This is a genomic window from Clostridium pacaense, from assembly GCF_020709765.2.
GTDB lineage: Bacteria > Bacillota > Clostridia > Lachnospirales > Lachnospiraceae > Enterocloster > Enterocloster hominis.
Window position 1 is genome coordinate 45,736 of sequence record NZ_JAJFEB020000016.1, and the last position, 24,278, is coordinate 70,013.

At 49.7% G+C, this 24,278-nt stretch carries 20 protein-coding genes; 3 read left to right on the forward strand and 17 right to left on the reverse strand.

What is annotated here, in order from left to right:
* Positions 1–3: 3 nt before the first annotated feature.
* Entirely contained in the window at positions 4–1,866 is a 1,863-nt protein-coding gene (locus LK536_RS50960) for an ATP-binding protein (RefSeq protein ID WP_227795625.1), read from the forward strand.
* A gap of 201 nt (positions 1,867–2,067) precedes the next feature.
* On the opposite strand, the gene LK536_RS50965 is transcribed toward LK536_RS50960, so the two are convergent.
* From LK536_RS50965 to LK536_RS50995, 7 genes are all read right to left on the reverse strand, one after another.
* Positions 2,068–2,328 carry a DUF6171 family protein gene (locus LK536_RS50965; RefSeq protein ID WP_227795624.1) on the reverse strand — a complete coding sequence of 87 codons (261 nt, stop codon included), beginning with the start codon at positions 2,326–2,328 and terminating at the stop codon, positions 2,068–2,070.
* Between the two features lie 13 nt (positions 2,329–2,341).
* On the reverse strand, positions 2,342–3,838 hold the full coding sequence (locus tag LK536_RS50970; protein WP_227795623.1) for an alpha-N-arabinofuranosidase: 1,497 nt from the start codon (positions 3,836–3,838) through the stop codon (positions 2,342–2,344).
* 93 nt (positions 3,839–3,931) lie between these two features.
* The gene (locus LK536_RS50975) at positions 3,932–4,774 is read right to left on the reverse strand and encodes a carbohydrate ABC transporter permease (protein WP_207302018.1); all 843 of its coding nucleotides are present in this window, start codon (positions 4,772–4,774) and stop codon (positions 3,932–3,934) included.
* A complete protein-coding gene (locus LK536_RS50980) occupies positions 4,771–5,685 on the reverse strand; it encodes a carbohydrate ABC transporter permease (RefSeq protein ID WP_040380456.1) in 915 nt (304 codons plus the stop codon). Before LK536_RS50980 ends, LK536_RS50975 begins: the two co-directional genes overlap by 4 nt.
* Before the next feature lie 137 nt (positions 5,686–5,822).
* Positions 5,823–7,181: an ABC transporter substrate-binding protein gene (locus LK536_RS50985; RefSeq protein ID WP_227795622.1), complete on the reverse strand. Its 1,359-nt coding sequence runs from the start codon at positions 7,179–7,181 to the stop codon at positions 5,823–5,825.
* A 228-nt stretch (positions 7,182–7,409) separates the two neighbouring features.
* Entirely contained in the window at positions 7,410–9,338 is a 1,929-nt protein-coding gene (locus tag LK536_RS50990; protein WP_227795621.1) for a sigma 54-interacting transcriptional regulator, read from the reverse strand.
* Entirely contained in the window at positions 9,335–9,946 is a 612-nt protein-coding gene (locus tag LK536_RS50995) for a YesL family protein (protein ID WP_227795620.1), read from the reverse strand. The genes LK536_RS50990 and LK536_RS50995 overlap by 4 nt, the downstream gene beginning before the upstream one ends.
* A gap of 370 nt (positions 9,947–10,316) precedes the next feature.
* Between LK536_RS50995 and LK536_RS51000 the strand changes: the two genes are divergently transcribed.
* Entirely contained in the window at positions 10,317–12,797 is a 2,481-nt protein-coding gene (locus tag LK536_RS51000; protein WP_227795619.1) for an alpha-L-arabinofuranosidase family protein, read from the forward strand.
* 194 nt (positions 12,798–12,991) lie between these two features.
* Here LK536_RS51000 and LK536_RS51005 read toward each other — a convergent pair whose 3' ends face one another.
* From LK536_RS51005 to LK536_RS51030, 6 genes are read right to left on the reverse strand one after another with little or no spacing between them, the layout of a single operon-like run.
* A complete protein-coding gene (locus tag LK536_RS51005; protein WP_227795618.1) occupies positions 12,992–13,936 on the reverse strand; it encodes an AEC family transporter in 945 nt (314 codons plus the stop codon).
* Entirely contained in the window at positions 13,936–15,933 is a 1,998-nt protein-coding gene (locus LK536_RS51010) for a right-handed parallel beta-helix repeat-containing protein (RefSeq protein WP_227795617.1), read from the reverse strand. Before LK536_RS51010 ends, LK536_RS51005 begins: the two co-directional genes overlap by 1 nt.
* Before the next feature lie 47 nt (positions 15,934–15,980).
* Positions 15,981–16,820 carry a carbohydrate ABC transporter permease gene (locus tag LK536_RS51015; protein WP_227795616.1) on the reverse strand — a complete coding sequence of 280 codons (840 nt, stop codon included), beginning with the start codon at positions 16,818–16,820 and terminating at the stop codon, positions 15,981–15,983.
* Complete coding sequence (locus LK536_RS51020; protein WP_227795615.1) at positions 16,817–17,788, reverse strand: carbohydrate ABC transporter permease; 972 nt, start codon at positions 17,786–17,788, stop codon at positions 16,817–16,819. The genes LK536_RS51015 and LK536_RS51020 overlap by 4 nt, the downstream gene beginning before the upstream one ends.
* A 35-nt stretch (positions 17,789–17,823) precedes the next feature.
* A complete protein-coding gene (locus LK536_RS51025) occupies positions 17,824–19,191 on the reverse strand; it encodes an ABC transporter substrate-binding protein (protein WP_227795614.1) in 1,368 nt (455 codons plus the stop codon).
* Between the two features lie 37 nt (positions 19,192–19,228).
* Positions 19,229–19,420 carry a hypothetical protein gene (locus LK536_RS51030; protein WP_025485066.1) on the reverse strand — a complete coding sequence of 64 codons (192 nt, stop codon included), beginning with the start codon at positions 19,418–19,420 and terminating at the stop codon, positions 19,229–19,231.
* A 176-nt stretch (positions 19,421–19,596) separates the two neighbouring features.
* Here LK536_RS51030 and LK536_RS51035 point away from each other — a divergent pair, with 176 nt between their 5' ends.
* On the forward strand, positions 19,597–19,764 hold the full coding sequence (locus LK536_RS51035) for a hypothetical protein (RefSeq protein WP_008720698.1): 168 nt from the start codon (positions 19,597–19,599) through the stop codon (positions 19,762–19,764).
* 183 nt (positions 19,765–19,947) lie between these two features.
* Here LK536_RS51035 and LK536_RS51040 read toward each other — a convergent pair whose 3' ends face one another.
* The 4 genes from LK536_RS51040 to LK536_RS51055 form a co-directional block, all read right to left on the reverse strand.
* Entirely contained in the window at positions 19,948–21,057 is a 1,110-nt protein-coding gene (locus tag LK536_RS51040) for a hypothetical protein (RefSeq protein WP_008720702.1), read from the reverse strand.
* A gap of 174 nt (positions 21,058–21,231) precedes the next feature.
* Positions 21,232–22,002 carry an SDR family NAD(P)-dependent oxidoreductase gene (locus tag LK536_RS51045; RefSeq protein ID WP_008720703.1) on the reverse strand — a complete coding sequence of 257 codons (771 nt, stop codon included), beginning with the start codon at positions 22,000–22,002 and terminating at the stop codon, positions 21,232–21,234.
* Positions 22,003–22,281: 279 nt separating this feature from the next.
* Positions 22,282–23,394 (reverse strand): glycoside hydrolase family 172 protein, encoded by a 1,113-nt coding sequence (locus tag LK536_RS51050; RefSeq protein ID WP_227795613.1) that lies wholly within the window; start codon positions 23,392–23,394, stop codon positions 22,282–22,284.
* A gap of 53 nt (positions 23,395–23,447) precedes the next feature.
* Positions 23,448–24,278: a carbohydrate ABC transporter permease gene (locus tag LK536_RS51055; protein WP_025485063.1), complete on the reverse strand. Its 831-nt coding sequence runs from the start codon at positions 24,276–24,278 to the stop codon at positions 23,448–23,450.

Genomic DNA, 24,278 nt, shown 5'->3' on the forward strand with positions numbered 1-24,278 from the left:
ACCATGAAGATACTGAGTCTGCACATTGACGGCTTCGGCAAGCTTCACGACCAGGACATCTCCTTTCAGGACGGGATGAATGTGGTCTATGGAAAGAATGAAGCCGGCAAATCCACGCTGCACACATTTATAAAGGGCATGCTGTTCGGCCTGGAACGTCAAAGGGGACGGGCCGCCAGGAACGATACCTACAGCAGATACGAACCATGGCAGGGAAGCGGCACCTATGAAGGATGGCTCCGCCTGGAAAGCGAAGGACAGGTTTACCGCATCCAGCGCAGGTTCCACAAGCGGGGCAGGGAACTGACCATTGTCAATGAAACCCTTGGCAGGGAACTGGAACCCACCAAGGCGCTTTTAGACCAGCTGCGCTGCGGCCTTTCCGAAACCGCTTACGACAACACCATCAGCATTGGCCAGCTCAAATGCGCCACGGACGGAGGGATGGTTTCCGAACTGAGGAATTACATTGCCAACCTGAACACCTCGGGGAGCATTGCCCTTAACATAACCAAGGCAACCGCCTACTTAAAGGCCCAGCGCCGCGAGCTGGAAAACCAGATGGTACCGGAAGCAGCAAGGAGCTATGCAGCCCTGTTAGGGGAAATCCGCAAGATTGAACAGGAGATATCCGCGCCCGAATATGCCAACCAGCTGATTGCCTGCCGCACCAGGAAAATGGAAATCCGGCAGCAGCTGGACAACCTTCAGAAGGAAAAGGAAGGGCTGCTGGAAAAGACAGCCAAGGGACGCCAGATTCTTCTTGGCAGTCAGTTCACGGACCGGGATTCTGTCCAGGTCTATATGGACGACACCAAGAAGCTTTACAGTGAATATGAGGTGACCAGGGCGGCCTGCAACAGGAAATCCAGGACGGTCTGGGCAGTCCTGTTATTCATGGTGACCCTGGCCTGCGGCGGTTTTGCCGGCCTATGTCTTGGCGCGCCTCAGATAATCCATGATGCCGTCAGGCTGCCAATCCACATGGCTGCGGCGGCTGGGATTACAGGCGGGATTGCGGCGGCTGCCCTTGTGACTGCCATCCTGCAGCTGAACAAGAACCGGCGCTTCAAAAAGGAGCTGGAGACCAATACAAGGCTGCTTCAGGAGATATTCGCACGCCACCTGGGGGATTCATCCATATCGCCGGATGCCATGAACGCCCTGGAGGCCAAGATGGCTGAGTTCCTCCGCCTGAGCAAGGCCGTGGAGCAGTCGGAGCAGACCTTAAGCCAGCTGTCGGAAGAAATCAGCAGCCTGCAGGCCAACGAGGAAGTATTCTCCGGGGAAATCGAACAGCAGCAGCGCATCCAGTGGGAGCTGGAACAGAAGCTGGAGCACCTGGCTGACTGCCGGACCAGGGCTGAGGGGTTAAAGCAGATACTGGCTGAAAATGAACGTGCCCAGGATGAGCTGAACGCCATCGACCTGGCCCAGGACACAATGACCGCCCTTTCCACCACCATCCGGGACTCCTTTGGCCTGTATCTGAACAAGACAGCCTCAGACCTGATTTCAGGCATTACGGGAGGCATCTACACCAGCATGAGCATCAACGAAAACATGGACGTATTCATGAACACCCCCGGCAAGCTGGTGCCCATCGAACAGGTCAGCAGCGGCACCATGGACCAGATTTATCTGGCGGTCCGCCTGGCGGCGGCCAAACTGATCCAGAACGGCCGCGACTCCATGCCCCTTATCTTTGACGACAGCTTTGTGCTGTATGATGACGAGCGGCTGAAGACAGCGCTTAAATGGCTGGTGAAGGCTTATGACAGCCAGATCATCATATTCACGTGCCATCAGAGGGAGGCACAGTTATTGACGGCGAACCAGATACAGTATCATCTGGTGACGATTTAGAGGGAAGTGTTTTAAGGCTTTCCTGAACTGCCGCGAATTAAAATGCGGACAGGAAGCATGGCGCTTCCAACCATTGAGTTGGGATGGGGCCATGCTTCCTGTTTGTTTTTGTCTGTTTATCTGTTATATGCGTATTTGCTGCGCGCTCATTGCTTTGCACGCATCTGTTATCTGTCTGTTGTCCAATGGATTACCATCAGACTACCATCTGGATGGGGTGTCGGCACAGCGGTTATGCGTCTTTGCCGCGCGCAGGGCTGCAAAGCAGCCGCAGAGCCTGCATATCCCATTTCTTAAAAATTCACACCGGCTGCAGGAGGACATCCTTTCCCTATACGCTGGTTCCGGGGTCTTCATGTCCTCATCCATGTTTTCCAGATAGTTTTTAAGAACCACCTCATATTCCCTGTCTGACAGACCCGTTCTTTGGCATGGGATGCAGGGTCCCCCGGAAGCCGCCATTTTATTATCCCTCCTATCGTTTTATTGTAAGCAGGATAACGGACTTGGAGGGCATTTTGATGTAGATTGTATTCCCTTCAATCACAAAATCCGTGAATTCCCTGGGATGGATCTGGTTTGGGTGTTCAAATGTGTTCATGGTGTTCATGGCGTCTGATGTAAGGACGGTTCCGCACACCTGGGAAATCATGCCAAAGTCTCCTATGTGGAATGTAACCTCCGCCATCTGGTTTGGATTTACATTGACCAGGGTGGCATTGATATTGCCCTTTGCGTCTTTGGATATGGAGGCGTTAATCTGCTTGAGTTTTTCCGTCCCGCATTCATAGTCACATTCGTAGTCATCTGAAAGTATTGCAAAATCAAGCAGCTTTGCATCCTGATGTACCTTGTACATGTCATATATATGATAGGTAGGGGTAAGTATCATTTTTTCCCCTTCCGTGAGGACCATGGCCTGAAGCACATTGACGGTCTGGGCAATGTTGGTCATGTGGATGCGGTCCGCATGGTTATTGAATATATTCAGGCTTGTTCCCGCTGAAACCGCGTCCCTCAGTGTATTCTGCTGGTACAGGAACCCCGGATTGGTCCCAGGCTCATTGTCAAACCAGGTTCCCCATTCATCTACAATCAGCGCCACCTTCTTATCAGGGTCATACTGATCCATAATGGCAATATGCCTGGATACAAGTTCATCCGTAAAAAGGGCTGCCTTCATGATGCCGAACCACTGGCCCTCATCAAAATCAGTGGCTGACTTGCGGGATTTTGAATTATCCCTGAGGTAGCGTTCATTTCCGTCAGGAAGGTGTTCAATGATTACCTGGTCGCCCACCCTTGTGTAGTAGTGAAGGGCAATTGCATCCAGGAACATGGATGCATCCTTCATCATTACCTCTGTCCATTTATAATTCGCTCCCCTGGGACCTGCGCCGATGCGGTAGAGCTTATTGTCCCCGTAATCCCGGGCATACAGATTGTAACGGGTTACCTCGTCTGCATAATATTCGGCCCGCATACGGCCGCCGCATCCCCAGTTTTCATTGCCGATTCCAAAGTATTTTAATCTCCATGGTTTTTCCCTGCCATTCTGTTTCCTCAGATCGGCCATGGGTGACTGGCCATCAAAGGTCATATATTCAATCCATTCCGACATTTCCTGAATGGTCCCGCTTCCCACATTGCCGCATATATAAGGTTCCGTTTCCAGCATTTCACACAGTTCAAAGAATTCATGGGTGCCGAAGTGGTTGTTCTCCACCACGCCGCCCCAATGGGTGTTGACCATGGAAGGCCTTGACTCCTGCGGCCCGATGCCGTCGCGCCAGTGGTATTCGTCCGCAAAGCATCCCCCCGGCCAGCGCAGGCAGGGTATCTTAATCCTTTTAAGCGCTTCGATGATATCGGTGCGCATACCGTTTATATTGGGGATTTTGGAATCTTTTCCAACATAAAAACCATCATATATGCATCTTCCCAAATGTTCTGCGAAATGTCCGTAAATCATTCTGCTGATTGTCTACTTCTCAGCCTTTGCATTGACAATAATCTGGTTTGCCATACTGCCGTCCTCCTAAATAGGTTTTGTAATTTACTTTTATCATCCTTTAACACCGCCGCTTGTAAGTCCTGCGATGAAGAATCTCTGGTTCAATAAGAAAAGAATCAAGATGGGCAGTATCGCAACAACAGAGCCTGCTATCATGACATCATAATTCGCACTGTACGGGTTAATCAAGGATGCAATGCCTATGGTCAATGTAAATTTATCACTGTCCCTCAGAACGATCAGGGGCCATACGAAGCTGTTCCAGTTCTGCATGGCCAGGAGTATGGTCATTGCCCCAAAAGCCGGTTTCATCAGCGGTACCATAATCCGGTAGAAAATCCCAAACTCCGTACATCCGTCAATCCTGGCCGACTCCATGAATTCCCGGGATATTCCTGATACAAACTGACGGAAAAAGAAGATGGCCACAGGCGCAACCATGAAAGGAAAAATAATACCTCCAACCGTGTTAATCAGCTTTATCTTTACAATCAGCTTGTAAAGGGGGAGCATGAGGATTTCCAGAGGAATCATCATGACAGCCAGTACCAATACAAAGATTGCATTCTTACCCTTAAAATCATATGCCCCGAGTCCATACCCCACAAGGGACGAAAACGCCAGGGCGCAGACGGTAAAGGCCACCGCATAAAAAACGCTGTTGCTGAACCACCTGGTATAGATGCCGTTGTTGTATGTAAATAGGTTAGGATAATTCGACCATTTCATGTCTCCCGGATTAAGGAAGAACTTCATGCCTGCCCGGAATATCTCCTGTCCGTCCTGCAGCGACCCTATGATAAGGTAGTACACCGGGAACAGCATGATCAGGGACACCAGCAGGAATAGGACAAAAACCAATACGGACGCCATTCTTCTCCGTGCTTTCATCATGCATCCTCCTTTTTAAACAGGCCAAAGAAATTCAGCTGGAACATATTGACCGTAAGCACGATTACCAGAAGCACCACGCCTATGGCAGAGCCCATGCCAAAATCATTCCTTTGAAATGCCTGCTGGTAAATGTAACGGACAATGGTAAGGCCGATGTCCCCGGGATTTGTCTCATTCCAGTAAACATACCCTTCCGTGAACATCCGGTAGCCGTTGAGTATGGTCAGTGTCAGGATATAGATGATGATGGGCCTGACCTGAGGGATGGTTACAAATAAAAATTTCTGGAATGCATTGGCGCCGTCGATATCAGCAGCTTCATAAAGCTCTTCCGGAATGCTCTGCAGTGCGGACAGGCAGTATACCATGTTGATTCCCAGCTCCCGCCATGCCGCCAGTGTGACCATCATGATCATTCCGGTCACATATCCGGTTTTCCATGCAATGATTTCTCCCCCAAGCTTCAGTATAATGGAGTTGAACAGACCGGCTTCTGTTTCCCCGAACATCAGCCTGAATGCAATGCCTGCCACAATGACTGACGTGAGGGTCGGGACAAATATGGCTGACCGGAAGAAGTTCTTAAACTTCAGTATTTTCGAATTTAAAAAGGTGGCGATTGTAATTGGAAGGATCAGCATGATGCTGACCATGCATATCATGTATATGGTGCTAGATTTTAATGCGTTATAAAAATGGATATTAAACAGACGTTTATAGTTTCCGAGCCCAATCCATCTCACATTGTTGAAGCCCTCTATCTTCTGGAAACTCATGAGTATCGTATTCACGGTCGGATAGAGGAAAAAAATTAAAAATGAAATAATGAATGGAAGGCAGAACAGATACGGCGCTGCCTTTTTACTGTATAAAATTTTACGAAAACCCCTTATCTCCTTGTTCTGATTCATCAATGCCTTACCTCCTCATGCCAACGAAGGCATTTCCCCTGGGTTGTGCGGGATGCCTGGGACGTATATAGACTACGTCCCAGGGATATATTGTTCTGTGCTGCGTTCCCTCGTTCCTTAAGGCATCCCCAATGTCCCTACTGCTGTGCCCTGAGTTCCTCCGCCGCTGCCTTTAGCGCCTCTGCCGGGGTCTGTGACCCATCCACAAATACGTTATACATGACCGAGTTGTTAACCAGGTCCTGGGCCGCAACAGAAAGGTCCGCATTGACTGGTGACGGACATCCATCCACATATCCGCCCATGATTTTAAAGAATGATTCGTTGTAGAAATACGCCATGGGGGCTGTCAGCCTGTCATCCGTCCATACATCGGTCCTCACCGGGTCGAACTGCAGGCACTCCCAGATATTTACATTCGCCTCATATGTAAGCTTTGACTCATACAATACTTCTTTTGCCAGTTCAACGTTCTTACACTGGGTAGTAATTGCCGTACCGGTACCTCCTATACCCACGGTCCTTGGCTGTCCTTCCTCAAACACCGGCATGGGACGGATTGCAATCTTGCCTTCCAGGTCAGGCATATAGTTTGTAAACCGTGACATGAACCAGGAGGGCATGGTGAGGGATGCGCATCCGCCCTGATTCATCCAGGTCCAGAATTCCTCCACGGACGTGGAGCCGCCCGGAGCTGCTACCACTGCCCCTGTATCCCAGAAATCCTTCATCCACTCAAGGACCTTGATATTGGAATCGCTGTCCATCGCAACGGTTCCGTCTGCATTCAGGTAATCCCCTCCCTGCTGTACGATCATGGGCCAGAACGGACGCTGGTTGGATACTTCATATACCGTCATGGGGATACCGGTCTTTTCAAATACCTGAAGTCCCATTTCCCGGTACTGGTCCCAGGTTTCTATGGCGTCTACATCTTCAATGGTGAATCCTGCTTTTTCAATGATTTCCATGTTGTAATAGACCACGGACGCCCCCACGTGTGTGGGGATTCCATAATAACTGCTGTCCTTTTTATAAAGGTCAAACCTGGACTGGACACAGGATGCAAGTTCTTTCTCAACAATGTCGTTCAGTGGTACCAGCTGGACATCCCCTTTCAGGAAATTAGAAAAATAGTTGATATTGATATCCGCTATATCAGGGGCGCCCACGCCGGACTGCAGGGCTATCAGCAGTTTGTTGGCCATCTCCGCATTGGGATAAACCTCTATCTTCAGCTCCACAGGGCTGTCTGCATGTTTTTCGTTATAAACCTTTTCCCCAAATTCAAACATCTGGTTATGCAGCTCATTGGAGGTCCAGATTGTTATTACGTTTCCCTCCCCGGAGCCTGACTGGCCTCCCGCAGCCTCTGTCTGCGCCGCCTGTGTCCCTCCTGCATTTCCTCCCCCAGAGTTCTCAGAGGAACCACCGCCGCATGCTGCCAGCGATAAGGCCATTGTCATTGCCAGTGTCGATGCCAATAATTTTTTCATAAGAAATACCTCCTTTTGATTGTCTGTTACGACATATTAAAAAGCAAATAATATGCCAATACCACGGTCCCTGCCTGTTTTCATGACAAATGTCCCAAAAGCCCAGGATTAATCAACAATTTTAAGGAGACAAAAAAATGAGAGAACCGTTTCATCTGTTCTCCCACCCTTTTCAAGTGTTGCCTGCACTGTTGCCGTGAACGTTGCTTTCCTTGGGTGAACACAGAATCATAACAGTCCCATCTTCCCCATTTTCCTCCATAGGGTTGTGCGGTTCAATCCCAGGCGCCTTGCAACCTCGCTCTTATTATAGCCGCATTCCTTTAAGAGTCTTTCAATTTCCTCCTTCTGAATGTTCCTTATATATGCCGGTGCTGCCGCCTGATCCTGGATCCGCCGTACCTGTCCGGCTGTCTGTATCTGCCGGTCGTATTCCCCCAGTCCCAGGGATTCCTCCACATCCAAAACCTGTACTGCCGTATCCTGGGCAGTGACGCTGATACGTTCCACAATATTGCGCAGCTCACGTATGTTCCCCATGAAAGGATAACTGCTAAGCAGTGTCATGGCATCCTCTGTAAAATGGTCCGCACATGTCTCAAACTGCTCCTTATATTCCATAAGATAGTGTTCTGCCAGAAGCCGGATATCCTCCCTTCTCTTCCGGAGCGGGGGAAGGGGCAGGTTCAGGACATCCAGCCGGTACAGAAGGTCTTCCCTGAAGAGTCCATCAAGGGTCATCTGCTTCAGGTTCTTATTGGTTGCGGCAATGATCCTGACATCAATCTTAACCACCTTCTTACCTCCCACACGACGCACTTCCCGCTCCTGCAGCACACGCAGGAGCTTACCCTGGAAGCTGACAGGCAGTTCCGATACCTCGTCCAAAAACAGGGTGCCGCCGTGCGCCTGTTCAAACAGGCCGGGCTTCCCTCCCTTAACCGCACCGGTAAACGCCCCCTCTTCATATCCGAACAGTTCGCTTTCCAAAAGGTTTTCCGGGAATGACGCGCAGTTAATGGCCACAAAAGGCCCGCTCTTCCGCTTGCTTGCATTATGTATACTTTGCGCTACCAGCTCTTTACCGGTTCCTGTCTCCCCATATATAAGCACATTGGAGGTAACAGCAGCAAACTTTTCCGCCCGCTCAATCACATGCTCCATCACGGGACTTTGATGGATGATATCAGAAAACTGATATTTTGCATAAAGTCCCATTTCATTCAGCTTAGAGCGGATCTGGGCCTCCCTCTGCTGCAGCCGTCCGATATCGTGGATGGTGATTATCATGCCCTTATATTCACCGCCAATCATCACTGGCGTGAAGTCAACCGCGATATTCATGTCCCGGGTTCTGTATATCTCATTGTCCAGATGCTGTTTCTCCCTGCATGCCTTCAGATAGTTTTTGGCCATAAACGGGAAGGATTCCTGGAACCCCTTTCCGGCAACCGGTCTTCTGTTGGGGAATATCCTCCCCACATTGGCATTGGCTATCCCGATGCGTTCCCTGTCATCCACAAATATAAGGCCGTCTGTCACATTTTCAGCCAACAGTCTTAAAAACTCCATCTGGTTGGCTTCATACTCCATGTTTTTTAAAAGACTGGCAGCTGAGTTCAGCGCCCTTCCGATGGCCTCTTCACTGTTTTCTATAATACCGGAATAAACCTTGAATCCATTCTTTATCACACATTTATTTGCATGGCTGCCGCTTATGAGGGCATCACAGCCCTCTTCTATGGCACGTTTTACCATGTCTTCAATCTGGTCCGGATTGTCAATCACATAAACCACAAAATTTATGTTAAAAAGAGAGCTCATGGACTGGATATCCTTCATGTTTGAATAATCCCCAATCAGCCCTATTTTCTGACAATCCGTATGTTCCCCGCACTGGGCAATGGCATTGACGATGTCACTGCCGGTTATGGGTATTTCCACAATGGCTCCATTAAACCGTTCCCTGATTACGTGTATGGAATAACCCCTGGCAATTACCAGGTCACATCCATCCTCTACCTCCAGATCATACATACGCGGAAAGTACTTGATGGATGCATTGGCGAATACCCCTTTATAGCATGGCTGGTCCATAAGACGCCTGACAACAGGCGCCAGTTCCGGATATGGAACAAAATACGTGATTTTCCTCATTCTCCTGTCCCTCCATTATCCATATAATCATCAAAAATACGTTCCAGTACCAGATGAAAGAAAACGCCCGCACAGGACGGTATGATCAGGACCGCCCCAGGCAGTATGGACACCAGGCATAAGGCAGCCGTCAATAAAATGGTAAGAAGGATGGTCCACGGAAAGTTCAACACGCTCAGACAGACGCAGTTTTTAACCACCTGTGGCAGTCCTGACTTATATCTGGAAATATACGGGAATACATACACGCCAACCATGATTATAAGAAGCCTGGCCGCCACAAACAGGACCTGGAGGATTATCATCCCGTCCTGTCCACTGATAAGGTTCATGTCCAGATGGATTGCGCCAAATAATACCGCCAGTATGACTGTCAGCACCGCAGACTGCCTGAAGCTGTTTCTGAAGCTATTCCAGAAAGACCTGAATATATACCCCCTGTCATATCTGAGACACTGCCCGGATGTATGATACAAGGCCGAGGAAGCAGCTCCCATGGTTATGAGCGGTATGGAAAATACAAACCACAGAAGGCTTACATATATGTAATCCATCCACTTACTTATACCTCTGAAAATAATGTTGTCCGCGTTGAAAAATTGTTTCATATCTGACCTCCCTATGTGATGCCGGCTGGCCTGGCAGGCAATATAGCAATCGTTTTTTACTACTATATTCTCGCAAATATCATGCCAATGTTCAATCTCTTTCAAAGCGCCTGGCCTGACACGCAATTATCGTCCCAACCGCCTATGGGGAGATAAAAAATGGCTGTAAAGCGTTCAGACCGTTGCAGCGCATGAACACTCTGAGCAGGCCATGTAACACCTCATTGCAGGATTATGGAAGAACCCTTCTGTATAAATGCGTCTGATACCAGGACTGCAATATCCTGGCATTAATTTTGCTTATATTCATATACGTAACCGGATGTTGATTTCCAGACAGTAAAAAAACACAATAATGGGAGGAATGGTAATGAGTTCAATCAGGATAATCACAGAACAGGCACTATTTGAGACAGCACCGGATTTCTATGGTCTTTTTTTCGAGGATATAAACCGCGCTGGAGACGGAGGCCTTTACCCGGAAATGCTCCGGAACCGGGCCTTCGAGGATTCCATCCTTCCGGAACGCTGTAAGCCTCTGGACGGCACCTATGGATTCGTGACACCCCAAGGGTGGCGTGACCAGTTTAACAACGGAGAGGGGCTAAAACGCTGGATGGATGGGGTGGATGAAACGCCCATACCGGCCTGGTATGCCAGGAATGCCAGGATGGACCTGGATTTCAATGATACGTTAAACAAAAACAGACTGGCTTCCCTAAACATAGAATTTGAACCGGGCGGTTATGTGACCAATATCGGCTTTCGTGGACTTTCCCTGATTCAGGGCCAGTATTATGAGTTCTATATGTTTGCCCGGGGCAGCGTATCCCTGACAGTCAGCCTGGAGTCCAAGGACCACCATGTCTATGCCAGCAAATCCCTGAATATCGCCGGGACAGACTACCAACGTTTCGATTTGACCCTGTGCCCGGACCACACGGATCCGGATGCACGGTTCACACTAAAGTCCAGTTCGGGCGGAAGCCTGAACCTTGGTTTTACCTCCCTGATGCCCAGGGATACATATAAAGGCCACGGAATGAGAAAGGATTTAATGGAAATGCTTCAGAATACCGGTTCCAGATTCCTGCGTTTCCCAGGCGGATGTATCGTGGAGGGATTTACCCGTGAAACCGCTGTCCGGTTTCCACACATGATAGGGCCTGTCTGGGAACGGCCCAGCCATAACCTGATGTGGCATTACCGTACAACCAACGGCCTGGGCTACCATGAATATCTGCAGATCTGCGAGGACCTGGGCCTGGAACCCATGTATGTCATCAACTGCGGCATCACCTGTCAGGGAAGAAAGCCGGAACTGTTTGAGGGGGATGAACTGGAACAGTGGATTCAGGAAGCCTTTGACGCCATCGACTACGCCACTGCCCCTGCTGACAGCAGATGGGGCCGCCTGCGGGCACAGGCAGGCCACCCGGAGCCGTTTAAACTGACCTATCTGGAAATAGGGAATGAAAATGATAAGGACGTATATTTTTCCCGGTATGAAAAATTCTATCATGCAATACATAAGAGATATCCCCAGATAAAGCTGATATCCAACACCCATACGGAAAACCGGGGGCTTCCCACCCAGATTGTAGATGAACACCTCTACAGCACCGCCGACACTTTCGTGACCGCTTCTAATAAGTACCGTAATTATGACAGGAAAGGACCCCGGATATTCATCGGGGAGTATGCAGTAACCAGCGGACTGGATATCGGCAATCTCAAATCAGCCCTGGCTGAGACCATGTATCTCATGGAGGCGGAAAAAAACCAGGACATTGTACGGCTGACAGCCTACGCGCCCTTATTCCAGAACGTGGATTATACTGCATGGTATCCCAACCTGATTGCATTTAACAACCATACATGCTTTGGCATCCCCTTTTATCACGCCCTGTCCATGCTGGCCAGGAATCATGGTAAATCATTGTTAAGGACTGAAGCTGACTTCAGGTCCGGATATCCGGAGCCGGAAGGGCTGAACGGCCTTATTGCCTACCAGTCTGGCATACTTGTGAAAAATGTTCAGGTAAATGGGAAAGCGGCCGGGTTTTCCCACGGAATCATCGGAGGTGTCCACAGTCATGAAGACGGCGCCCTGGAACTCACCTCAGATTATATTGATGAACTGGAAGGATACCCTAATATGGGACACATCCCCATGCATACTGCATTTGTGACCTTTGGCGATAAAGAGGAACACAGCAGCACATATGAACTTGAGGTACTGCTTCAGTCCCCGGAACAGGATATTGACATTGCCGTATGGGTTCACAGTACGCCCATGCTCTTCTCCAGGGATGAGACCAACCCCTTCTATACATCCTGGAATCCTGTTTATACTGACCGGTATGTCTGGTCCATCAAACAGGGAATTGGGCGGTTCGCATCCGTCAACCGTTTTAATTACAGCTATTTTGGGACAGAATGCCAGCTTCCCATACGTTATGGGGAATACAACCGTTTCCAGGTAATTACAAGACACGGGGGCTTTGACTGCTATCTCAACGGCCAGTTAGTACAGACAGCCCAGATGGTACCTTATCCCATGGTGGCTGAACTTGCATCAGAGGACGATACCTTTATCTATGTAAAAATCGTCAACATTGGTAAGACGGAGGAAGCCGTAAACATATGTCTGGATTGTCCCATTGATGCCGTATACGAGGCGGAGCTGCTGACCGGACATCCAAAAGACACGAATTCCCTGGATGAACCGGATAAGATTTGCCCTGTTTCCCGTACCTTCAGCAATGGAGCTGGTTCTTTCACCTATCTTGCCCCGGCTTATTCCTTCTCGGTACTAAAACTTAGGAAAGCAGGTTCTAGTTGTATTTAAGATTTGATATCCTGGTTTATTGTGATATAAAGGAACCAGTCAGTTAATGTTTACCATTAACCGGCTGGTTCCTGTTCATCGCCATCCCTTTCCTGATGTCCCCTCCCCTTATCTTCTTATATCATGAATCCAGTCAACCTGCTGTTAAAAGCCAGCGGTTGTACCAGTTTATCAACTGCAGGATAACCCATCCCCTATATGACCCCCAAGGATTTCATCACCCATATCCCCACCGGAAGTGTAACCGCTGAAAGCAGCATGGAAACCGTAATAATCGCCGCCCCCAGTTCTCCGTCCCCGCCCATCTTCTTGGTTACAATATATACATTCATGGCCGATGGGACTGCAAACATCACAAATGCCGTTACAATCTGCTCCGTGCTGAATCCCATCCATTGCATTGGGACTGCAAATACAAGGGGTGTGACCACCACTTTATAAATCGCTCCAAACCCAATCCATGTCCCTCTGCCTGCAAAGGACGAGGGCCTGATACCTGCTCCGATTAATATAAGGGCCATGGGCGTTGACATCTGCCCCAGGTAGGATAGCGACTTCTCAGCCACAGACGGAAGCCTGATTCCCAGCAGTGAAAATGGCAGGGCTGCGAGAATGGCCACAATCATGGGATTCGTTAAAATATCCTTAAGCATCCTCTTCCAGCTGACCTTCCTGCCTGAGGGGTCATAGTAAGACAGGACAATGGTGGCCAGTACATTGTAAAAGGGGAGTACAAAGGTAACCACCATAATGGTGGAGGGAATGGATTCCCTGCCCAGTATGCTCTGACAGATAGGAAGTCCCAGATACACAAAATTCCCTCTGAACGCACTGTGGACAACAGCGCTGACAGCCGTCTTGTCCCTGACTAAAAAAACACATAAAATCCAGGCCCCTGCAAAAGCCGCACAGGTACAGAGTAATAAATAGGCAGTAAATCCCACGTCCAGGCAATCGGAAAAGTTGCTGCGGGATACATCCAGGAATAATTTAGCCGGAAGCGCGGTATAAAAGACCAATGACGTGGCCTGTCCCACAAAATCCCCTGTTAATATACTGTGCCGCCCCAAATAGAAACCGATGCCCATTACCATGAATACAGGTATGACTGAATTAAGGCTGAAAGCTAAATGTTCCATTACAATACCAGCCTCATTTCACTTAGTCCTGAATCCGTTGCGGTACATTCAAACGGTCCCGGCGTTGGATGCTGCCCCCGCTTTCTGCCTAAGAAATCCTCATCTATCCTCACTGGCGAGCCATCCGGGTTCTCATATGGCTGTTCTGTTTCAAAGGACATTCCTAACATGGATGTGGAAATAAATTCCGTCTCCATCCGTGGCAGATAATCATAGAGATTGGTGCTGAAATAATACGAACCTTCCTTCTCAATCAAGTTAAAATAGACCCGGTTCTCCGTATCAACATGATTCAGCTGTTCCTTGACGTAAGGCCTGGCTCCGTTAAAGTATGCATTACCGCTGATATATACGGGCAGATGACTGTTATAATCATAACGGCGCCCCCAGGAAGTGTCCGGTGTCCCTTCATCCGTAAACTGATGATAATACTCATCATGAAGCGGATAATCATCATAGATATGCAGACCAGCTTCAATATTCACCTGCGGGTTCATCCCAACCAGCCTGGCCACCTCAGGATTCCTGACCTGTCTTTTCTCCTGAGGCAGGTCCGGCTGGATGAATATATTGTTGTAGAACCGGTCATCACCGTTATTGATAGTCATACACCCCATTATATCTGTCTCATGGGGGAAATGATATGGTGTGAACCTTCCCTCAGAGCTTCCGATATCAATGGGACCCGCAATTATATTGTGGACAAAGGCCAGGCCCTGGGAGCGTTCCCTGAGCGCAAACCGGGAAAGGAACAGGTTATTATCGACAAGGGCCGGCCCATGGCTTACTTCTATGTACAGATCCTCGCTGGTGCGGGTATCCTCCTCCCCATGATTATCGTGGAACAGATTGCAGGAGACCCGTGTTCCCTGGGTCTGCCAGTCCAGCCATATCCCCCTGTGGCAATGATGGATATGGTTGCGGCGTATCACTGTGTCAATCGCACCGTGCAGCTTAATCCCGCCCAGTTCAGAACCGCTGAACTCCCCATATGTATTAATATGATGGATCTCGTTGCCCTCAATCAGGGAGAAGATTCCCCCCAAGTGGCCCACGATACCGGTCTGGCCGCAGTTAAATATCCGGTTGCGCCGGACAATATGGGAACCCACCGTCTCCCTGCTCCATCCTGTATGCTGCGCATAATGTACCAGGTCGCGTTCCAGCTGGGTTCCTGATTTAACACGTTCCTTTGTCCAACGGTTATCTGATGGGTGCCTGCACTTGCCCAGGCTGATGCCCGAGCACCGGGAATCTGAAATGACACAGTCCTCAATAATCCACCCCAGACTCCAATGCGGGCCAATCAGCCCCTCCTGGAATGCAGTGGGCGGCGCCCATTGGGTTGCCGCCTGCCTGAGTGTGAACCCGGACACCGTGATATAATCCATCCCCGTTTGCTCCGGGAAGAATACCCTGGGACGCACATTAATCTCCACAAGATTTCCATGGGGCGCCCCGTCCGGGAACCTGGCATATATGACAGTGACGTCCCCATCCTGCTCCGTATACCACTTGTGCTTCCTGGAATATTCCCTGTCCCACGCCCATTCTAATGGTTCATCATTCCAAAGCTTATCAAGGCAGTCCTCCTCATAAAGGGCCTGTCCATTAAAGTATACCTGCCCTGTATGGTTTATCCTCCCAAGCCCCCGGTACCAGTCTCCCCCAACCTGGGTAGTATATGGATTGTAACCGCCGAAAAAACCGCCAGGTATCCTTGTCATCCATATATCGTCCCTGACATGTTCCCATTCCCTTATCTCCTCTGCCCCGCTGATGACCGCCGCCCCCGGCGCCTGGGAACGGTATACGATTCGGTTCCGGTCAGAGGTTCCGCCATTTTTAGGGTTCACACACTCCCGGTATATTCCCGGAGCCACAATGACCGTATCACCGGGCCGGGCAGCTTCTGCGGCCTGGCTGATCCTGCGAAAAGGCGCCTGTTGGGAACCGTCACCCCATAACGGTCCGTCTGCAGATACATAATAATTCATAACATACCCTCCTTCAATGTAGTACTGACTATTGCGCAGCAGCGCGCCTATCCCTTGACCGCTCCCTGTGTCAAACCGTTGGATATCTGCTCCTGGGCGGAAAAATAAGCGATTATGACCGGCAGGGAGCTGATGAATACAGCACACATGATGGCAGGTATGTTAACCGCTGCTTCTCCGTAAAAGTTCTTAAGGCCAACAGGAAGCGTCATCCTGTCCTTGCTGTCAACCAGCGTCATTGCGTATATGAACTCATTCCATGTATGGAGGATATCATAAATAATGACCGTGGATACAGCCGGTTTGGCCAGCGGCATGATGATCCGTCCATACAGTGAAAACGGTCCGCACCCGTCTATGATGGCCGCTTCCTCTATCTCATGGGGTATGTCCCTGAAAAACTGGGTTATTATAACCGTGGAGATTGGAATGCTGAAGCTTACATACGGACCAATCAGGGCAATCAGATGATTGTAAATATTCAAATCCTTGGAGATGACATAAATCGGTATCAGCGTTGTGTGTACGGGAATCATCATACCTATCATGATGACTGCAAATAATAATTCAGCCCCCTTAAAACGCAGCTTGGATATGGCAAAGCTTACCATGGTGGAGCAGATGACAACCAGACACACCGCTGAAACACACACAATGATGCTGTTGAGGAAATACCGTAAAAAATCGCCTGTAAGGACCAGCTTGAAATTGTCCAGGCAGAAGGACGCCGGAAGTCCCCATGCGCTTCCAAAATACTCCTTTTGGGTTTTAAAGGATGTCATGACAATGAATATGAATGGATATACAGTGGCAACTGTTATGGCCAGACATAAAAAGTACTGAAACACACGGAATATCCCCTTTAAAAGACCTGCATTACCGTTCATCCAGCCTTCCTCCTCCCTGTCCTGCCGGACCCGCTGCCAATATCCCCAAATGCCGCGGTTGCACCATAGTACACAATGGCAAACGTACCGCAGAACAGGAACAGGAAACTGGCAATGGCGCTGGCATAGCCCATGTTCCAGCCCTGGATTCCCTGCTTATACAGATAGGTTGCAACTAACTCGCTGGCGCCTCCCGGACCGCCTCCCGTCATGATCCAGATTAAATCAAAATACTTTAAGGAACCTACAATATTCAGAAGGGCAGCCGTACGTATGGTGGGCAGCAGCAGGGGAAAGGTCACATTCCAGAAACACTGCCAGCTGTTGGCCCCATCCAGCATGGCTGATTCCATCAATTCGCCTGGCACATTGGTCAGGCCGGCCTTCAGCAATATCATATAAAATGGAATGAAGGTCCAGCAGATCACAATCAGCACACATGGCAGGGCATAGGCCGGCTCTCCCAGCCACCCTTTAACCATGCCGCCTTTTCCAATCCCGCGCAGGACAGCCTGAAGAAGACCGAAATTAGGGTCATATATCAGGTTCCATAATATACCTGTGGCCGAAGTGGAAAGCAGGACAGGTAAAAACCAGAGTGCTTTAAAAATACGCACGCCTTTCAGCCTGGAATTAATCAGCAGCGCCAGTATCAAGGCCCCGGGCAGCTGGATACAGATGGATGTTACCATTAACACCAGATTATTCTTAAGGGCATGCCATACATTGGGGTCATGGACCAGACGGATCCAGTTATCCCACCCTGCCCAACCAGTGGACATGATGCCATTCCAGTCCAGAAAGCTGAAATAGATTGTTTTGGCAATGGCAAACACATTATAAAAACCATAGAACAACAGGGTCGGCGCAATAAACACCAGGATGGTCAGAACACGTCTGGCAGATATAGGCTTGCCCTTATCCTGAACAGGGATGCAAAGCCCTGTTGTCTCCGTATTATCAGACATAGGCCCTCCTTTGCCTTATACATATGAATGAACTATCATTTAAGCGGTCCGTAACAATCAACAGCTGCCCGTTCCAGGCTTGCAGCCACTTCCTCCGGGGTCATGGTCCCGCCATAAAGGGCCTGCGTATAGTCCTTGAATGCCTCACCCAGTTCTGCAACAAACTGCTGGTCATAGAAGTTCTGGGTCCAGTCAGCCTTAATCAGGTTGTCAAACTGCTCCTGGACCAGCGGGTCCTCAATCCTTACATCCTTTGCACCTGTAAAGCTGTTGCCTGCATCGATATAGTCCTGGCTGAAATCAGCATTGGTCAGGTAATACAGGAAGTCCGCTGCCATCTCCGGATACTCACACCGGGATGATATGGAGAATACGTTGCCCCCGGCAACAATGCCCACTTCCCCCGAGTCATTACAGGCCGGATATGGGAATGTGCCCACCTTTTCATAAAACTCAGCGTCCTCTGCCACACAGTTGCTTAAGAATCCATTGGTCATGATGAACATGGCCGCAACTTCATTATAAAACAGCATACGGCTGCCGCCCGCATTATGGTCAATACCATTGGTCCCGTCCGGATAATAGCCCTTCCTGGAAAAATCCGCAAGACGCCGGCCGGCTTCTATGAAATACTCATTATCAAAGGACATGGTACGGTCCGAAAGCCCCTTTGACATCTCCTCTCCCCCCAGGTTCACACCCAGCATGGTGTATTCCAGAAGACCGGGCCACTTGTTCTTATTCCCTAAGGCAAAGGGGATGTATCCTGCTTCCTTCAGCCTCGCGCATACCGTATCCAGTTCTTCCCATGTCCTGGGCACATCCAGGTTAAGGTCCTTAAAAATCTCCGTATTATAGAATACAACAGACGGCGCAATCCCGATACCCATCCCATAAATCCTGTCATCAAAGGTGGAAATCCCAAATTCAAAATCATAATACTCATCTTTATAGGGCGCGATTAAATCAGTGATGTCCGCCACCAATCCGTATTCAATATAGGACTTTAACACATCGCCGCCCCAGTTCATGAACACATCCGGGATGTCGGCCGCCCCTGCGCCCATTACTGTCTTAATCTTAGTCTTGTACGCATCGCTGTCAAGGCGGGTCTGCTCCACCGTTACATTCGGATAAGCCTTATTAAAACGGGCGATTGCGTTATCATACATCTGCTGGCGCACATCATCGGTCGCGCCGTGCCAGAAACTCAGGGTGTATGTCACATCACTCTTAATACCGGGATCCGCTTCCCGGGATCCGTCCTCCCCCGCCTTTGCAGGTGCAGTTTCTTGGGGTTCCACTGCCGCTGTGGAGGCAGGTTCCCCGCTGCCCGCACACCCCATCATACTGCTGCCCGCCAATACCGCTGCCATCACCATTGCCGCAAGTCTTTTCCTCATAATGTCCCTCTCCTTTTCATTTGCTCACATCATGTCCCTATGTGTTCCCTTCATGGTTCCCGTCCGCCACCTCAGATTCTTCCTTCAAAGCTCTTAAGCCGGCCATGACAAGTTCACGTATCATACAGGACCGTGAACGGTCATAGAACCATTCTTTCTTTTCCCTGTCCAGGATGGCTTCAATATCAGGCGTCACTACAAAAGATAATTTCTTCCGCCCGGAATCCATGAATATCACCTCCATTATCGATGGTTCAGAACCAATGAACCTGTATTAATTATAGTTCATAGGTTCTGAACCTGTCAAGGCTTTTGGCGTACACTTTTTTGTCTCTTTTAGTATCCTTTTTTGCTTGACAGAACGTATGAACCTGGGTATCATATGAACTAAGGAGGGATTGAATCATGCCTACAGAGAAGCCGCGCTATACGATTATTGTTGATAATGATTTATTAAAACAAATTGATGATTTCCGCTTTGAAAACCGCTTTCCAAGCCGTTCCGCCGCCACACTGGAACTGATCCGCCTTGGCATTGAACAGCTGCGCAGGGAACAGAAGGAACAAAAGTAAGCGGAAGGACATGATACCGGACATAATCCAGAATAGACATCAAAAGACGCCCATGCACCATCATTTAACCGATGATGCATGGGCGCTCCTGTACAGCAGGATTCATTTTATCCATAAAAAGAGGAGGCGCCAGATCATCCAACCGGATGTCCGGGCGTCCCCCTCCTTCAACTTCCGCTGCCATCACACGCGCTGCTGCGCCTGCCTTGACTCCTTATATACCTCAATCGCCTCCGTAATATTAGAAGCTGACCCGCCCTGAATAAGCCTGGACAGTTCAGAAAGCCTGTCCGGCTCCAGGAACTCCTTGCCCAGATAAGGGCCGAAGGTATCGGTAATCCGTATATTCTGCTGCTTGATGCTGCCCTCCAGCTCCCTCAAAGCCCTTGATGTGCCGTCCAATGCATCCTTAAGGCTGTCCAGGCGCGCCTTGTGGCTGGCTATTATTTCATCCGTGATGATGTTCTTTGTCACGTTCTCAAAGGTGTTCAGGGCGTCCTTTTTCTTAGAGGTAATCTCTGACAGTTCCTGTTCCACGCACGCTATCTCATCATCATATTTCTCAAGGTCATAGATATCCTCATTGCCATCCCGCTGGATCGTATGGGTGATGACCTTAATCTTCTTCTGGTTGGAGCGGAGGGTGTTGCGTATGGCCCGTCCCCGCTTTAAGGCGTCCTGGTGGCGGAGCCTTGTCTTATTCCCCACCAGCACATACAATCCCCCAAACAGCAGCACGTCCAGGAAATACACCGCGGCCAGGTACCACATCTGGCGTTCCGGCAGCAGGAAAAAGTATACCCCGCAGGGCACTGCCAGGAAACAAACGGTCAGGGTCAGGAGGAACAGCATGATTTCCTTCAGGCCTCCCGGATAATACAGCGCATAGTAAAATGTACTGTTACAGAATGACGGCACCCTTTCCTTCTGGAACAAGGTCCTCATCTGCACCTTTAAATCCCTGTTATGCTCCCTTAGCTCACTGGTCTCTTCGGCTATCCGCTCCTTCATTCCCCGGCTCTTGGCCTTCTCGCGTTTTGCCCTTGCTTTTTTCAGCCGCTCCTGCCCCTTGGCAATCTCCTTATCATAGCTGGAACTGATCTCCTCCAGCCGCTTTTTAACGGTCTGGTTAACAGCATCCGTAACAGCCCTGCCTGCTGTCTCCAGTTCCCGTTCCTGCTCCTCTTCCAATGCTTCCAGCTGACCCGCCGTATTCTGGTCACAGTCCAGACGGTACACCGCATCCCTGGCGTCTGCCAGGAACTTTACATAATCCGTAATTGCCTGTCCCACCTGCATTTCCTCCTTATGGGAACTTTTGTAACTATGTATAGCTTACTACAAATCACCCCTTCGGGCAAGGGATGTTACAAAAAGTTCAAATATGACAGAAATATGTCGCCAAAAGGAGGATTTTCAGGGATTCAGGACACTGTGGGGTGTCTGGAAACTGCCCTGCGGATGGGGTTAAGGCTTCATCCCCACGCCGCCCTGGATAAACAGGGTATCCCCTGTTATATACTTTGCATCATAGCTGGCCAGGAACACACATACCTTACCGATATCCTTCTGCGCATCCCCGTACCGTCCAAGAGGAATCTCATCCAGGTTTTTCTTAAACATCTCCGGATTTTCCTGCCCCCACTGGGCCAGCTTATCCGTCATGACCAGAGGAAGGACTACGTTCACATTAATATCATATGGTCCCCATTCATTGGCGGCCACCCTGGACAGGCCGCGGATTCCTTCCTTTGCGGCTGCGTAGGAGCTTTGTCCGGGCTTGCCGGAGATTCCTGCGCCGGATGCGAAGTTAATGACCGAGCCATGGGTCTCCTTCAGATATGGAAATGCATGCTTCATATAGAAAAAGGTTGCGTATAACCCGGAATAGATGGCCTTGTCAAAATCCGCCTGGGTGTGTTCCACCAGGGTAAGTCCGGAAGCCGAGGTCTGGGCGCTGTTAATCAGCACGTTCAGCTTGCCGAAATGCTCCACGCCTTTTTCAATGGCAGCCTTGACCTGGTCCTCATTGGAACCGTCCGCCACACAGATTACCACATCCGTGCCAAAATCCTTCTCCAGCTCAGCCTTTGTCTTTTCCATGCCTCCGGGGAAGATATCAGTGAGGATCATGCTGGCCCCCTCATCTGCAAACGCCCTGGCCACGCCCCGGGCGATTCCGCCGCCGCCTCCGGTAAGCAGTACAACACGGTCTTCCATTCTTCTTAAATGCTGCATAAACATATCCTCCTTCTTAATAATCCGGGGCAGGCTAGGACAGATTGCCGGGCGTGCCCCAAAAACCAATTTTCAGAAAACTCATCGTGATTACCATTATAGAAGAGAATATTTTTTTGTCAACATCATATTTTTTCGTTAATTAATTATTTATCATTAAATGTTTCCTTATATATTCAGACTTTTTATAATTATACGGATGTAAATTCACCCATTTTCTCCTAGATTTTTACTAAAAATTTTTCAGATTGTAGATATATTTAACAATTTTTTTGAGTTTTATCTAGGCCAGCGCTCCCTGGCACAGGGCAGCGCCTCAAACGCACCGTGGGGTTCCGTCTGATACCAGTAGGCCACGGAAGATAAATCGTCCTGCCGTTCAAACAGTCCCCGGTCACTGACCCCGATCTGCTGGACCGTAACCCGCAGGTCATGGTCAAAGATAACCGGATCCATGAGATGCCACCTGTAAAAGGAACGCATGGGAGGACAGTCGTCATTATGGTATGGATTACGGATATCCGCATCATGGGCAGAATAAAAAGGATATCCTAAAAAAGGGGAGTTATAGTTCGTCTCCACGGTCCGGCCGTCCTCCTGGCGTGCAAAGCTCCAGGAACCGCCAAAATAATCCTCCATCCCGGTCCCGCATATGGTGGGGTATTCCCTGTCCCCGTCAATGTAGAATTTCACTTCCCCTTCCCCCCACCAGTAACGCTCCAGGGTACTTAATGCAATGAAGGTCCCTACATAATGTCCCCTTCCCCTGATATGATCCGCTATGACATAATCCTTTCCGGGGGAAGTGATTCTCTCACGCCTCCATTGGGCATGGAAATACGCCGTGTCATCCGGAATATGGTCATAAAGGCAATAATCAATCTGGTAAAAAAAGGCCGGAACCGGATCCGCGTGCTGGTTCACAAGTTCAATCCGCGCGCCTGCCCGGAACGGCATCGGGAAATAGCAGTTGAATCCCCTGGCCGGGGCCACCGTGACCGGGACAGAGTCCACCCTGTAATCCGTCCCAAAGCCGCAGCAGAAAAAGTCCCCCAAAGGGCTTTCCACGGAAGGCGCGGTCTCATCATCCCAGTACATGCGCAGTACCAGGTCCCTGAGCACATAGCGCTCAGCATCGGATGTTTTCCGGTCCACGGTCATCCAGATATGGTTGATCACGCCCGCGCCTTCTATCTCCCCCAGGACCACGCTCTCTCCCGGCTGTATATCCTTAAGGCATGGGCTGCCCTTCCTGGACGGCCCCAGCGGCCCTGCGGCCATGCCCCCTTTTCCTTTTTCCCCTGTTGGGTTCTCCGCGTTAATGGCCCTGCTTCTTCCATGCCGTAACATGGGAAGGGCGCCCAGCATACCTGTCATTGAATATTCAAACATTGTATCCTCCCTGTCCTTAGAGCGTGTTTGAAAATCCGCTCCCGTCTTTTCCCCTACCCCTTCACCGCTCCGGCCGTCATGCCCTCTGCCACCCACTTATTCAGCACAAAATACACAATCATGGGCGGAAGGATTGATACGGCAATGGCCGCGTACGTGGAACCCCAGTCCACATTCCCAAAGGCCCCCACATAATCCTTAAGGCCCAGGGCCACTGTCTTGGCCGCCTGCTCGCTGATGAATGTGTTGGCGAATATGAAGTCGTTCCATATAAAGATACTGTGCATGGACGCCACCGTAATCACCGTATTCTTGGCCAGCGGGAAAACAATGGAGGTAAAGGTGCGGTATGGGGAGCAGCCGTCCACAATGGCAGATTCTATCAGCTCATTGGGAATGAAGCTGTAAAAGCTGACAAACAGCATGACGGACAGGGGCAGCGCAAATCCCACCTGGGGCAGGATCAGCGAAAAGCTGGTGTTGAGTATGTGCATCCTGCTGTAAAAGATAAACAGGGGAATCAGGGTTATCTGGACCGGAATCATGATTCCGAACGTAAAAAACGCATAAATCCTGCCCGTGAGCCTGAACCTGAATTTAGAAATCGCAAACCCCGCCGTGGCGCTCAGGAAAACGATGAGGACAATGGAAACCGCCGTGATTTTAAAGCTGTTCCACATGTACCCCAGGATTTTCCCATCTGAGAATATCTTAATATAATTTGCCAGGGTAGGCGATTTCGGCAGGGCAAACGGTGCTGCGGACAACTCCGTGGTGGGCTTGATGCTTGCCAGGAACAGCCACAGCACAGGATATAGCTGCACCGCCAAAAACAGGCATATAACAACCAGGAATATTACTTTTCCAATCTTCTTTTTAGCCAT